This is a genomic window from Streptomyces sp. NPDC030991, assembly GCF_055571235.1.
In genome coordinates this window covers 41,992-55,099 of the sequence record NZ_JBVIFR010000013.1, presented here as the reverse complement: position 1 = coordinate 55,099, position 13,108 = coordinate 41,992, and the positions used below count along the sequence as shown (strand labels likewise).

General features: G+C 74.7%; 10 protein-coding genes. 6 read left to right on the top strand and 4 right to left on the bottom strand.

The genetic code is table 11. The annotated features are described in order from the left end of the window. Window positions 1-6: 6 nt before the first annotated feature. Together ACZ45E_RS24035 and ACZ45E_RS24030 are read left to right on the top strand one after the other, a co-directional pair. On the top strand, window positions 7-2,043 hold the full coding sequence (locus ACZ45E_RS24035; RefSeq protein WP_468223759.1) for an ABC transporter ATP-binding protein: 2,037 nt from the start codon (window positions 7-9) through the stop codon (window positions 2,041-2,043). Window positions 2,044-2,134: 91 nt separating this feature from the next. Next, window positions 2,135-3,223 (top strand): WD40/YVTN/BNR-like repeat-containing protein, encoded by a 1,089-nt coding sequence (locus ACZ45E_RS24030; RefSeq protein WP_468223756.1) that lies wholly within the window; start codon window positions 2,135-2,137, stop codon window positions 3,221-3,223. 20 nt (window positions 3,224-3,243) lie between these two features. On the opposite strand, the gene ACZ45E_RS24025 is transcribed toward ACZ45E_RS24030, so the two are convergent. Next, a complete protein-coding gene (locus ACZ45E_RS24025) occupies window positions 3,244-3,921 on the bottom strand; it encodes a uracil-DNA glycosylase (protein WP_468223755.1) in 678 nt (225 codons plus the stop codon). 151 nt (window positions 3,922-4,072) lie between these two features. Here ACZ45E_RS24025 and ACZ45E_RS24020 point away from each other — a divergent pair, with 151 nt between their 5' ends. Continuing rightward, window positions 4,073-5,074, top strand: coding sequence for an N-acetylglucosamine kinase (locus tag ACZ45E_RS24020; protein WP_468223752.1), 1,002 nt, complete (start codon window positions 4,073-4,075; stop codon window positions 5,072-5,074). Between the two features lie 128 nt (window positions 5,075-5,202). Further along, entirely contained in the window at window positions 5,203-6,138 is a 936-nt protein-coding gene (locus ACZ45E_RS24015) for a sirohydrochlorin chelatase (RefSeq protein WP_468223751.1), read from the top strand. A 278-nt stretch (window positions 6,139-6,416) separates the two neighbouring features. Here the strand turns inward: ACZ45E_RS24015 and ACZ45E_RS24010 are convergent, their stop codons facing one another. The 3 genes from ACZ45E_RS24010 to ACZ45E_RS24000 all read right to left on the bottom strand — a co-directional run bounded on the left by ACZ45E_RS24010 (window position 6,417) and on the right by ACZ45E_RS24000 (window position 10,837). Then, window positions 6,417-7,802: a lactonase family protein gene (locus ACZ45E_RS24010; protein ID WP_468223748.1), complete on the bottom strand. Its 1,386-nt coding sequence runs from the start codon at window positions 7,800-7,802 to the stop codon at window positions 6,417-6,419. Between the two features lie 159 nt (window positions 7,803-7,961). Then, on the bottom strand, window positions 7,962-9,461 hold the full coding sequence (locus tag ACZ45E_RS24005; RefSeq protein ID WP_468223747.1) for an FUSC family protein: 1,500 nt from the start codon (window positions 9,459-9,461) through the stop codon (window positions 7,962-7,964). 509 nt (window positions 9,462-9,970) lie between these two features. Next, window positions 9,971-10,837 carry an NmrA family NAD(P)-binding protein gene (locus tag ACZ45E_RS24000; protein ID WP_468223744.1) on the bottom strand — a complete coding sequence of 289 codons (867 nt, stop codon included), beginning with the start codon at window positions 10,835-10,837 and terminating at the stop codon, window positions 9,971-9,973. A 126-nt stretch (window positions 10,838-10,963) separates the two neighbouring features. Between ACZ45E_RS24000 and ACZ45E_RS23995 the strand changes: the two genes are divergently transcribed. Together ACZ45E_RS23995 and ACZ45E_RS23990 are read left to right on the top strand one after the other, a co-directional pair. Beyond that, window positions 10,964-11,671: a TetR/AcrR family transcriptional regulator gene (locus tag ACZ45E_RS23995; protein WP_468223742.1), complete on the top strand. Its 708-nt coding sequence runs from the start codon at window positions 10,964-10,966 to the stop codon at window positions 11,669-11,671. A 120-nt stretch (window positions 11,672-11,791) separates the two neighbouring features. Next, complete coding sequence (locus ACZ45E_RS23990) at window positions 11,792-13,090, top strand: SGNH/GDSL hydrolase family protein (RefSeq protein WP_468223740.1); 1,299 nt, start codon at window positions 11,792-11,794, stop codon at window positions 13,088-13,090. Window positions 13,091-13,108: the final 18 nt, after the last annotated feature.

The window sequence follows — 13,108 nt, the reverse complement described above, 5'->3', positions numbered from 1 at the left end:
CCAAAGATGACCGAGCCCCTGCTCAGGATCGACGACCTGCGGGTCGACATCGCCACGCGCGAGCGCACCGTGCACGCCCTCGACGGCATCTCCCTCGACCTCGCGCCCGGCGAGGCGCTCGGCGTCGTCGGCGAGTCCGGCTGCGGCAAGACCATGACCGCGCTCAGCGTCCTCGGCCTGCTGCCGCCCGGCGGCACCGTGACCGGCGGCCGGATCCTCTTCGAAGGACACGACCTGGCCGCCGCGCCCGCGCCCGTCCTCCAGGACGTCCGCGGCAACACCATCGGCATGGTCTTCCAGGACCCGCTCACCTCCCTCAACCCGACCATGACGATCGGCGCGCAGGTCGCGGAGCCGCTCCTGCTGCACCGCGGTGTCAGCAGGAAGGAGGCGTGGGCGCGGGCCGAGGAGACACTGCGGCTCGTGGGTATGCCGCAGCCCGCCGAGCGGATGAAGGCGTACCCGCACCAGCTGTCCGGCGGCATGCGGCAGCGCGTCGCCATCGCCATGGCCCTGGTGTGCGAGCCGAAGCTGCTCATCGCGGACGAGCCGACGACCGCCCTCGACGTGACGACGCAGGCCCAGATCCTGGAACTCATCGACGACCTGCGCAGCCGGCTCGGCATGGCGATGATCCTGGTCACGCACGACCTCGGCGTCATCGCCAACCGCGTCGACCGGGTGGCCGTGATGTACGCGGGCAAGGTCGCCGAACTCTCCGACGTCCGGGACCTGTTCGCCCGGCCGCGGCACCGCTACACCGAGGCACTGTTCGCGGCGCTGCCCGAGCGCGCCGCCGACCACGACACCGAGCTGCACACGATCGCGGGCCTGCCGCCGAGCCTGACGGTGCGCCCGACCGGCTGCCGCTTCGCGCCGCGCTGTCTGTTCGCGACGGACGAGTGCCGGACGCGGGAGCCGGCCCTCGCCGATGACGAGGTGCGGGGCGCCGGGCACCGGTTCGCGTGCTTCCACCCGGTGCCCGCCGTACGGGAGGCGGCGCCGCCGGACGAGGTGGTGACGCCCGCCCCGCTCCCCGCGCAGGACGCCGCGCCCGGGGATGTTCTCCTCGAACTCTCCGGTCTCGTCAAGGAGTTCCCACTCAAGGGGGGCCCGTTCGCCCGCTCCAAGGGGACGGTCAGCGCGGTCGGCGGGGTGTCCCTGACCGTGCGCAGGGGCGAGACGTTCGGCATGGTCGGCGAGTCCGGCTGCGGCAAGACGACGCTCGGGCGGATCGTCGCGGGCCTGGAGGAGCCGACCGCCGGCGCCGTCCGCTTCGAGGGGCGCGACCGCGCGGAGCTCACGCGCGCCGAACGCCGGGCGCACCACAGGCGGGTACAGCTGATGTTCCAGGACTCGACGGCGGCCATGGACCCGCGTATGCGGGTCGGCGCGATCCTGCGCGAGCCGCTCGTCATCCAGGGCGTCGGCAACCGCGCGGAGCAGGAGAAGATGATCGGTGAACTGCTCGACGCGGTGGGTCTGCCGCGCGGCGCGGTGCACCGCTACCCGCACGAGTTCTCCGGTGGACAGCGCCAACGCCTGGGCCTGGCGCGGGCGTTGACGCTCTCCCCGGAGCTGGTGGTGGCGGACGAGCCGGTCTCCGCGCTCGATGTGTCGGTGCAGGCGCAGATCCTCAACCTGATGCGGGAGTTGCAGCGCGAGCGCGGCCTCACGTACCTCTTCATCTCGCACGACCTGGCCGTCGTCCGCTACCTCGCCGACACGGTCGGCGTCATGTACCTCGGCAAGCTGGTGGAGGTCGGCCCCGCCGAGCAGGTCTACGCCCGGCCGCTGCACCCCTACACGCGGGGGCTGCTCGACACCGTGAACGTCCCGGACCCGGAGGCCGTCGCCTCCGGTACGCCGCTGACGGGTGAGACCCCGTCGGCCGCGCGGCCCCCGTCGGGCTGCCGGTTCCGCACGCGGTGCCCGTCGGCCCAGGACCTCTGCGCGACGGTCGAGCCGCCCGTGTCGAGCCCCGGCGCACCCGGCCACCAGGTGGCGTGCCACTTCCCGCTGGGGGTCGCCGTGCCCGCCTGACCTGCGACACAGCCGTGCGCACGGCCATTGTCAGTGGCGGGGTGCAGACTGACCGATACCTGGAGACAACGACGTTTCGGAGGTGTTCGGCATGACCGGTGTACTGCTGGCGGTAGGCACGCGCAAAGGGCTGTTCCTGGGGCGCAGGCGCGAGGGCGCCGACTGGGAGTTCGACGAGAGTCCGTACTTCAACGCGCAGGCGGTCTACGCCGTCGCCCTCGACACCCGGACGGACACGCCACGGCTGCTCGTCGGCGGGGACAGCGCGCACTGGGGGCCGTCAGTGTTCCACTCGGACGACCTCGGGCGCACCTGGACCGAGCCGTCCTCGCCCGCCGTCAAGTTCCCCAAGGACACCGGGGCTTCACTGGAGCGGGTGTGGCAGCTGCACCCCTCGGCCGCCGAACCGGACGTGGTGTACGCGGGCACGGAACCGGCGGCGCTGTACCGCTCGGCGGACCGCGGCGAGACGTTCGAGCTGTGCCGCCCGCTGTGGGAGCACCCGACGCGCTCCCGCTGGGTGCCGGGCGGCGGCGGTGAGGGCCTGCACACGATCCTCACGGACGAGCGGGACCCGCGCGCCCTGACGGTGGCGGTGTCGACGGCCGGGGTGTTCCGCTCGGCGGACGGCGGCGAGAGCTGGGCCCCGTCGAACTCCGGGGTTTCCGCCGTGTTCCTGCCCGACCCCGACCCGGAGTTCGGACAGTGCGTGCACAAGGTGGCGCGGGACGCGGCCGACCCGGACCGGCTGTACCTGCAGAACCACTGGGGCGTGTACCGCAGTGACGACGCGGGCGCGAAGTGGACCGATATCGGGGCGGGGCTGCCGTCGACGTTCGGCTTCGCCGTGGCCGCGCACCCGCACCGCGGCGGCACGGCGTACGTCTTCCCGATCACCGCGGACTCGGACCGGGTGCCGGCCGACCGCCGCTGCCGGGTCTACCGCACTCAGGACGCCGGACAGAGCTGGGAGCCGCTCGGCAAGGGGTTGCCCCGGGGCGACCACTACGGCACGGTCCTGCGGGACGCGCTCTGCACCGACGACGCGGACCCGGCGGGCGTGTACTTCGGGAACCGGAACGGAGAGGTGTACGCGTCGGCCGACGACGGCGACAGCTGGCGGCAGGTGGCGTCCCACCTGCCGGACGTGCTGTGCGTGCGCGCGGCTGTCGTGGGGTGAGACCCGCGGACCGGGTGCCCCTAGGGCAGGCGCCAGTCCACCGGCTGCGCGCCGAGCCCTGTCAGCAGGTCGTTGGCCCTGCTGAAGGGGCGGGAGCCGAAGAAGCCCCGGTCCGCCGACATGGGCGAGGGGTGCGCGGACTCGATCGCGGGCAGGTCCCCGAGCAGGGGCCGCAGGTTGCGCGCGTCCCGCCCCCACAGGACCGAGACGAGCGGCCGTCCCCGGGCGACCAGCGCGCGGATCGCCTGCTCGGTGACCTCTTCCCAGCCCTTGCCGCGGTGGGCGCCCGGGGAGCGCGGCGACGTCGTCAGCGCCCTGTTGAGCAGCAGCACGCCCTGCCGCGTCCAGGGTGTGAGGTCGCCGTTGGACGGCCGGGGCAGGCCCAGGTCCGCGTGCATCTCCCGGAAGATGTTCTCCAGGCTGCCGGGCAGCGACCGCACGTCGGGCGAGACCGCGAAGCTCAGTCCGATCGCCATGCCCGGGGTGGGGTAGGGATCCTGGCCGACGATCAGCACCCGCACGTCGTCGAAGGGCTGCTGAAAAGCGCGCAGCACATGGGCCCCGGCGGGGAGATAGGTACGGCCGGCCGCGATCTCGGACCGCAGGAAGTCGCCCATGGTCGCGATGCGTTCGGCCACGGGCTCCAGGGCTTTCGCCCAGCCCGCTTCGACAAGTTCGTTCAAAGGTCGCGCTGCCACGACGCGTCACTCTACTGCCACACGAGGGCCCCGTCGCCGACGGGGAAGCCCGCCGTACGCGAGGGCAGTGCGCGGCGCTAGTCTTCCTCCTCGTCCGTTCGTCCCCGCGAAGGCGGGGCGGTCGAGGGCCGACGGGAAGAAGGGGATCCGGGTGCGTGCAGCGAACCGGTCGCGGGCCGCGGCGACCGTGGCCGGCCCCGAGCACTGGGTGCTCGGCGTCGACTCCGGCGGCTCGGGCCTGCGGGTCGCCCTCGCCCGTGTCGACGACCTGGACGGGGCCGCGACCACCGTGTCCCGCGAGCCGGTGCGCACCGTGGCGTCGGGCATCGACCCGGCCCATCTGCTGGAGCAACTGCTGCCGATGGCGCGGGGGTTGCTGACCTCGGCCGGAGCTCCGGCGCCCGCCGCCGTCGCCGTCGGCGCCGCCGGTATGGCGACCCTCGGGGACGGTCTGCGCGCCGAGCTGCCGGACGCGCTCAAGCGTGAACTGGGCGTCGTGCGGCTCGCGTTGGCCGGGGACGCCGTCACCGCGTACGCGGGCGCGCTCGGCCAGCGGCCCGGCGCGGTCGTCGCCGCGGGCACCGGCCTGATCGCCCTCGGCACCGACCTCGACACCTGGCGCCGGGCGGACGGCTGGGGGCATCTGCTCGGGGACAGCGGGGGCGGCGCGTGGATCGGCCGGGCCGGCCTCGACGCGGCGATGCGGGCCCACGACGGGCGCCGCGGCGCGAGCCCCGCCCTGCTGGCGCTGGCCGAGGAGCGGTTCGGGCCTGCGGGCGAACTGCCCGGCCGGATCTATCCGCGTACGGACCGGCCCGCCGCGCTGGCCTCGTTCGCGCCGGACGTGGGCCGCTGCGCCGCGCACGACCCGGTCGCCGCCGCGATCCTGCGCCAGGCCGCGCGGCACATCGCGGAGGCCGCGGCGGCGGTCCGCCCGGCGGGCGGCGGCGAGGTCGCCCTCACCGGTGGACTGTTCAGGATGGGTGAGCCGCTGCTCGCCCCGCTCCGCGCGGAGTTCGCCGACCAGCTCCCGGACGCCACCGTGACCAGCGCCGCCGGAGACCCGCTCCACGGCGCGCTGGTGATCGCCGGCGCCCTCGCGGCGGAGCGCCTCCGGCTGCCGCGGGAAGGGCGGCTGCTGTACGTCCCGTAGCTCCCGCGCACCCGCGCGGACCAGGACACTTGAAGCATCCGTAACTGAACGGACAATCACGGACGGATACCGCTCAGCTGCCCCCTGACCGAGCAACGGGGCCGGGCGAGCCAGTAGCATGCGGCGCCATGAGCTCCCCCAACGGGCCCGCTTCCGGCCTGCCTGTACGAATGCCGCGACCTCGACAGTCCGGACGCCACCGCCGTCCGGAACCCGTGGCCGCCCCCGAGGGCGCACCGGCCCTCGTGCTGGCCGTGCCCGGCGCGCCCAGCGCCGCGACGCGCATGCTCGCCGACGAGGTCGTGAGCATCGCCCGCTCCGAGCTCCCCGGTCTGGACGCGCGCGTCGGCTTCGTCGACGGGGAGAGCACCGACTTCCCGGTCTCCGCCGAGTTCCCCTCGCTGGCTTCCGTGCTCGCGTACGCCGCGAAGGAGCGCACGGCCCGCTACGAGCAGGCACTCGCCGCCGGGGTCACGGCCACCGCGCCCGAGGGTCCGGTCGCGGTCGTCGTACCGCTGCTCGCAGGACCGGACAGCGCGCTGCTGCGCCAGATCCGCCAGGGCATCGGGGACAGCCGGGTCGCGGCCGAGCTGACGGACGTCCTCGGCCCGCACCCGCTGCTCGCGGAGGGCCTGCACGTGCGGCTCTCCGAGGCCGGTCTGGCCCGCGCCGACCGTGCCCGGCTCTTCACCGTGGCGACGGCCGCGGACGGCATCATCCTGGCGTCGGTCGGCGGTGACGAGGCGGTGCAGGCCGCCGGGATCACCGGGATGCTCCTCGCCGCGCGGCTCGCCGTACCGGTGATCGCCGCGGCCCTGGACGAGGAGGGCGCCATCGCCGCGACCGCCGAGCAGCTGCGCGGCTCCGGCTCCCAGCAGTTGGCGCTCGCGCCGTACCTGGTCGGGCCCGAGCTGGACCCGAGCGTGTGGCAGGCGGCCGCCAAGGACGCGGGGTGCGCTGCCGCTGAGCCGCTCGGGGCGTATCCGGCGATGGGGAAGCTGGCGCTGGCCAAGTACACGGCGGCGTTGGGGATCACGCCCCAGCCGGTTGCCTCCGGCGGTTGAGCGGGACGACAGCGGGCCCGGGGCTTTTGCGCCCCGGGCCCTTTGTCGTTGCTGCCGCGCTGTGTTCTGCCCGGGGTGCCCTTCGCGGTGGCCGCGACCTGCTCGGGTTGCCCTTCGCCGTGACCGTGCGCTGCTCGGCTCGCCCTTCGGGCTCGATCGTCGCCCTTCGGGCTCGTCCTCAATCGCCGGACGGGCTTGTGGGGGTTCGCCTCGTCACACCGGCGGACTTGTCGTTTCCAATCACCGGACGGGCTTGGGGGGTTCGCCCGGCGTATTCGTCAGGCGAACACCACGCAGGACGCCGCCGGGACGCGGACCGAGGCGGATCTTGTCGGGGTGCCTGTTTCGGGGTCCAGGGTGAACCAGGTCACGTCGCCGGAACGTTCGTTCGCCGCGTAGAGGTGGTGGCCCGAGGGGTGGAGGGCCAGGTCGCGGGGCCAGCGGCCGCCGCAGGGGGTCGTCGAGCGCAGCGTGGGGTGTTCGCCGGACGCGTCCAGGGTGAAGTGGGAGACGACGTCCTCGCCACGGGTCGCCGTCCAGAGGAACCGGCCGTCCGGGGAGACGACGATCTCGGAGGGGTACGCGTCGCCGCGCGGTGCCTCGGCCAGGACCGCGAACTCCGTCAGCGGCTTGAGGATGCCGGTCGTGGCGTCCCACTCGCAGACCGTGAGGGTGGGGGCGAGTTCGTTGAGGACGTACGCGTGACTGCCTGACGGGTGGAAGACCAGGTGGCGGGGGCCCGAGCCGGGGCGCAGGGCGGTCTCGTGGTGCGGGGTGAGGCGGCCGTCGCTGAGGGCGCAGACGCGGACCGAGTCCGTGCCGAGGTCGACGCTGACCGCCCAGTTGCCGCTCGGGTCCGGCAGGATCTGGTGGGCGTGCGGGCCCTGCTGGCGCTGGGGGTGCGGGCCCGAGCCGGTGTGCCGCAGCACATCGCGGCCGGTCACGTCCGGGGTGCCGTCGGCGCGCAAGGGCAGCGCGGTGACGCTGCCTGAGCCGTAGTTGGCGGTGAGTACGTGGTGGTCGCCCCAGAGGGAGAGATGGGTGGGGCCGTCGCCGTCGACGGGGACGGGCTTGCCGACCGGGGTCACCGGCGTGGTGTCCGTGCGGAACGCGGTGACCGCCCCGTCCGCGATCTCGCTGACCGCGTACAGCAGGCCGCCCGAGACGGCGAGGTAGGAGGGGTCGGGAGTCGCGTCGGTGGCGGCGAGGAGAGTGAGCGAGCCGTCCGAGGCGTCGACCGCGGCGGTGACGATGCCTGGGCCGCCCGCCGCGGTGAACGATCCGATGTAGGCCCGCCCTGACTGGCTGCCGGTCACGGCTTCCCCTTTCGGCATGCGGGCCGGGTGCCCGTGCGCCGACGGTAGCAGCGGGTCCGGACCAGGTCGCGCCAGGGCGCGGGCCGCCGATCGTGCCGCGCCGCGGCTCGCTCTCTCGCCGTGGGCCCGTGCGTGGGCGTCGGAGTGGTGGACGTAGGACGGGGCGCTCTCGGTGGTGTCGTACGTGCGGTGGAAGACCGGGGTCGCGGGGCCGGAGGTCGGCGGCACGATCCATGGCCAGTCGGCGCCGGGCCACCTCGCCAAGGGCCACGCCGCCGGGCCTCGGGGGGCGGCGGCCAGCCGACCCTCCACATCCCGTGCTCCGCTTCCGCGCGGGTCGCCTCGCATGCCACACCCCCATCCCCCCCCCCGCCCGGGCCAGGGCGGACGCCCAGAGCGGGGCCGGTCGTCCACCCCAATGCGAGACGGCCGCCCGCCGGACCCGGCGGGCGGCCCGGTCGCGGGCGTACGGGGGCTGGGGAACCGCGCGGCGGCGCGCCGTCGCCGTTACGCCCCGAGGCTCGCGCGGCGGTCTCCGCGCAGTGGTACGGCGAGGTCGACGAGGGCCTGTTCCAGGGCGTGCAGGTGGGCCAGGACCGGTTCGGCCGCGGCCGGCCTTGGTGCCGGGTCGACGCCCCGGGTGTACGGGGCGGGAGCGGTGAGGGCCTCGACGGCGCTCTCCACGCGCCAGCAGGCAGCGGCGAGCCGCGCGTCGTGCGAGGCCTCCGGGTCGGCGGCGACGGAGGCGAGTCCGCGCACCTCGCGCGCGCAGTCGTCGAGCAGGGCGAGCACCTGCCGGGCCCGGCCCTTGCGGGCGAGCAGCGGGGTGAGCGGATGGACGAGCGGCGCGAGGGAGAGGCGTACGCGGCCGAGCAGGGTCTCCAGCTCCGCGACGCGGGGCGCGGGGTCGGCGGCGGTGTCCCCGGCGAGCCGGGCGGCGGCCTCCTCGGTGCAGGCGTGGACGCACCGCAGGGCGCGCTCGACCCAGGCGTCGGTGACGGAGTGCGTGGTCACCGGCAGGACGACGAGCACGGCGAGCACGGCGCCCAGCGCTCCGACGGCCGTCTCCGCCACCCGCAGGGCCAGCAGCGCGGGGTCGAGGACGCCGAGCAGCCCGTACAGCATGCTCGCCATGACGGTCACGGCCAGCATCATCCAGGTGTAGGAGACGGCGGCGGTGTAGAAGATCCCGAAGACGCTGACCGCGATCACCGCGGCGGCCGCGACCGGTTCGTCGTGCAGGGGTACGGCGACGAGGAAGCCCAGCACGATGCCGAGCAGGGTGCCGAGGAACCTGCGGAACCCGCGTACCAGCGTCTCGCCGCGCGAGGTGGTGTTCACGAAGATCCACCAGGTGGCGCCGACCGCCCAGTACCACCGCTGGTCGGAGAGCAACTGCCCGACGGCGAGCGCGAAACCGGCGCCCGCGGTCGCCTGCACGGCCTGCCGCGTCGTGATCCGCGCCAGCCCCCTCGCCGCAGCGGGCACGGGCCCGGCCGGGGGCGCCGCGCTCCGGCGTTCGTAGCACCATGCCCCGAACCGGACCACGGATGCGGTGGCGAGCGACATCAGCACCGCGGCGTACAGCTCGGGCAGCTGCCCCGGGGTGGTGTGCAGGAACTGCGCGGCGAAGTAGGTCATGAAGGCGAACACGCCGAGGGAGTGCCCGCGCGGCCCCCACCGCCGCGCGTACACACCGGCCCCCACGACGGCGAGGAACGCCAGGTCGCGGGCGAGGGGCGTGGCGTGCAGCAGGGCCGCGAGCGCCAGTACCGGCAGCCCGACGACCGGCAGCAGCGCCGTCGTCACCGCCTGCCCGCGGACCGTCGGATCGGCCACGGTGAACAGGGCGAGCAGTGCGGCCAGACCGCCGGTGACGGCCGCCTCCAGCGAGTGGCCGGCCGCTCCGCACACCGTCACGGCGAGGCCGATCCCGACCACCGCACGGCTCGCGAACCGCAGCCGCGCCCGCCCCGGATCCGGTGCCACGAACGCCCTCTTCACCACCGTGCCCCGCCCCTCTCCGCACACCAGGTGCCCCGCGACATGAGTAAGGCGCCACGGAGATCCGCAAGGATCCGCAGCGCCATCGACATGGGTATCTCAGCACCTGTGGGGCTGATGGTTCAACAGGGGCCGAAAGTCCTGGGCCATTGGCCCAGAAGTCGCGGGGTGGCGGCGGCCGCCAGAGGGCCAACGGACCATTTCGGGGTCCGCGTCAGGAGACGTGCGGTCCGCCGAGGCAGGTGCCCGCGCGGTCGAAGGGCCCGGCGTTGGCGGTGCGACCGTGCAGGCCGTTGATCTGGCCCGTCGGAGCTTCACCCGCGCGGATCGCCCAGGATGCCCGCTGTCTCGCGGGCGGCGGCGTCCGCCCGGATGCCGCCGCCGTCCTCGATCTGCACCTTGTAGCGGCGCGGCCGGGACCCCGAGCCGACCGTGGCCCCTTCGCCGCGCGCCGTGGTGAAGGGCCGGGGCCCATGACCGGCCGCCCCCGGGAGTTCCGTAGGCGGGTTCGATCAACGTGCCGCGGCGATCGCCGCCTTCAGGACGTCACTCATGGGTGTCGGGACGTGCCCCGTCAGGGATGCGAGTGCGGGGTCGACCGCCGCGAACTCCCCCTGGCGGCTCGCCTGGAACAGGCCGAGGAGCAGGTCGGCCTGGGCCGTGGGCACCCCGTGCGCGACGAGTCCGGCGTGGTACTCCTCGTCGGGTACGACGACCCGCTCGACGGGGCTTCCGGCGATGTCCGAGGCGAGCGCCGCGATGTCGGCGAGGTCGAGGGACTCGGCGCCGGTGAGCGCCGGGGTCGGGCCGTCGAAGCGGCCCTCGTCGGCGAGCACGAGCGCGGCGGCCTCCGCCAGGTCGGCGTGGGCGGTCCAGGAGACCGGCCCGTCCTGCGGGGCGATCAGCCGTCCGGTGCGGACGGCGTCGCCGAGCATCATGACGGCGGACGACGCGTAGAAGCCGTTGCGCAGGGCCGTGCAGGCGACACCCGCGTCCCGCAGCGCCTGCTCGGTGGCGGCGTGGTCGGGCATCGGCGCGAAGGGCGACGCCGGGTTCGCGCCCATGTGGCTCGTGTAGAGGACGCGGCGGGCGCCCGCGGCGACGGCTGCCGAGATCGCGGCGCGGTGCCCGGCGACCGCGCTCTCACCGGTGGAGTCGGTGGAGACGATCAGTACCTGCTCGGCTCCTTCGAAGGCGTGGGCCAGGGTGGCGGGTTCGGCGAAGTCGCCGCGCCGGACGCGTATACCGCGCTCGCGCAGGTCCTGGGCTTTGTCGGGGGTGCGGACGCTGACGCCGATCCGGTGGGCGGGGACCCGGTCGAGCAGCCGCTCGACGGTCTCCCGGCCGAGCTGACCGGTGGCTCCGGTGACGATGAGCATGACGCCTCCAGGCGTGGAAGGGGGAAGGGAGGTGGCGGGCGCGGCGAACCAAGTAGCGGCGCTAACGAGATTCACGCTAACACCGATACATTATCGGCGCTAACAGCGTCCTGTTACCGTTGCCGCATGAGCGTCGACGAAGTCACCGCCGAGGGCGGACCCCGCGAGCGGATCCTCGCGGCCACCACCGCACTGCTGGCCGAGGGCGGCGAGGAGGCCGTGTCGACGCGCGCGGTCGGCGCGGCGGCCGGGGTGCAGGCACCGACGATCTACCGGCTCTTCGGCGACAAACAGGGGTTGCTCGACGCGGCGGCGGCCGAGGGCTTCGCGGCGTACCTCAGCGACAAGACGGAGCTCGCGCCGACCGACGACCCCGTCGCGGACCTGCGCGCGGGCTGGGATCTGCACCTCGGCTTCGGACTGGCCAACCCGGCGCTGTACCTGCTCATGTTCGGCCGGCGACGGTCCGGCACCGTGCCGCCCCCGGCCGCCGTGACCGGCTTCGAGGTGCTCGCCACGCACATCCGCCGGATCGCCGAGGCGGGCCGGCTGCGGGTCACCGAGGAGCGGGCCGCACAGCTCGTGCACGCCGCGGGCAGCGGGACGACCGTCGCCCTGATCGGCCAGGACCCGCGGCGGCGCGACACCGGGCTGTCGGTCCTCGCACGCGAGGCGGTCATCGCGGCGATCACCACCGACGCACCGGCGGCGAAGGCGCCGGGCCCGGTCGGAGCGGCGGTCGCGCTGCGCGCCGCCCTGCCGGGGACGACAGCGCTGACCGAGGCGGAGCAGGCGCTGCTGCGCGAGTGGCTGGACCGGATCGCCCGGGCATAGCGGCTCCCGGCGGGCCCGCGCGCACCCTCCTGTCCCCCGAGGCCCCATTGACGGGTACCCGCCCCACCCGTACGTTCCGACGCGCCGTCACCCCTTCACCACCCGGAAGGAACGACACCCATGCGAAGACGCCTCTGGCCGCGCAGGCCGCTCGCCCTCCTGACGCTCCCCCTCGCCGCGCTGCTCGCCACCGTCGCCCTGCCGTCCACCGCCCAGGGCGCCGGCTCCGCTCCCGTCGGCACCTGGGCCGCCGCGCCGACCGGCGTTCCCGCCTCCGACACCACGGCGTACACCGACCGGACGCTGCGGCAGATCGTGCACACCAGCGTCGCCGGGCGCACGGTGCGCGTCCGGTTCACGAACGAGTTCGGCGACGCCCCCCTGGCCATCGGCGAGGCCCATGTCGCGCTCCGCCCCGCGGGTGGGCCCGCCACCGCCGTCGATCCGGCCACCGACCGGCTGCTGCGGTTCGCCGGCGCGTCCTCGACGACCCTCCCCGCTGGCGCGCGGCGCTGGAGCGACCCGGTCGCCCTGCCCACGCCCGCGGGCGGCTCGCTCGTGGTCAGCCTGTACCTGCCGCACCGCACGCCCGCCACGACCGTCCACTCCTCGGCGTTCCAGCACGGCTATGTCGCGGCGGGCAATGTCGCGGGCAAGCCCGACGTGACGCCGACCGCGACCATGACGAGCCGGTACTTCCTGTCGGGCGTGGCCGTCGACCGCCGGAAGGGCACGGCGGACTCGGCGCTGGTGACGTTCGGCGACTCCATCACCGACGGCTCGAACACGCGGGTCGACGCCGACCACCGCTGGCCCGATCTGCTCGCCGAGCGGTTGCGCGGGGACCGGCGCCTCGCCGGTACCGGTGTGCTGAACGCGGGGATCGGCGGCAACCGCCTGCTGCGCGACCCGCACCCGCCCGCCGGTTCACCCGCCGAGTCCTACGCGGCGTACTTCGGCGAGAGCGGCCTGAAGCGCTTCGACCGGGACGTGCTCGACCAGCCCGGCGCCCGCGCCGTCGTGGTGCTGCTCGGCGTCAACGACCTGGGGCACCCGGGCACCACCGCACCCGCGTCCGAGGAGGTGACGGCGGGTGAACTCATCGCCGGGTACCGGCAGTTGATCCACCGGGCACACGAGCGGGGTCTGCGGATCCTCGGGGCGACGATCCTCCCGTTCGAGGGCGACACCCTCGGTTTCTACACCCCCGAGCGGGAGGCGGTCCGGCAGGCCGTGAACCGCTGGATCCGCACGAGCGGCAGCTACGACGGGGTCGTGGACTTCGACGCGGCGCTGCGCGACCCGGGCCACCCCGGGCGGCTGCTCACCGCGTACGACAGCGGCGACGGACTGCACCCGAACGACGCGGGGATGGCCGCGATGGCCCGGGCGTTCCCGCTGCGCCTCCTGAAGTACTGAGAGCCTGCTCGGACACAG

What these genes read in the sequence shown, in the direction of transcription:
- ACZ45E_RS24030 (WP_468223756.1), top strand. Translation starts at nt 2,135, where the DNA reads ATGACCGGTGTACTGCTGGCGGTAGGCACGCGCAAAGGGCTGTTCCTG.
- ACZ45E_RS23990 (WP_468223740.1), top strand. Translation starts at nt 11,792, where the DNA reads ATGCGAAGACGCCTCTGGCCGCGCAGGCCGCTCGCCCTCCTGACGCTC.
- ACZ45E_RS24000 (WP_468223744.1), bottom strand. Translation starts at nt 10,837, where the DNA reads ATGCTCATCGTCACCGGAGCCACCGGTCAGCTCGGCCGGGAGACCGTC.
- ACZ45E_RS23995 (WP_468223742.1), top strand. Translation starts at nt 10,964, where the DNA reads ATGAGCGTCGACGAAGTCACCGCCGAGGGCGGACCCCGCGAGCGGATC.
- ACZ45E_RS24015 (WP_468223751.1), top strand. Translation starts at nt 5,203, where the DNA reads ATGAGCTCCCCCAACGGGCCCGCTTCCGGCCTGCCTGTACGAATGCCG.
- ACZ45E_RS24035 (WP_468223759.1), top strand. Translation starts at nt 7, where the DNA reads ATGACCGAGCCCCTGCTCAGGATCGACGACCTGCGGGTCGACATCGCC.
- ACZ45E_RS24010 (WP_468223748.1), bottom strand. Translation starts at nt 7,802, where the DNA reads ATGCGAGGCGACCCGCGCGGAAGCGGAGCACGGGATGTGGAGGGTCGG.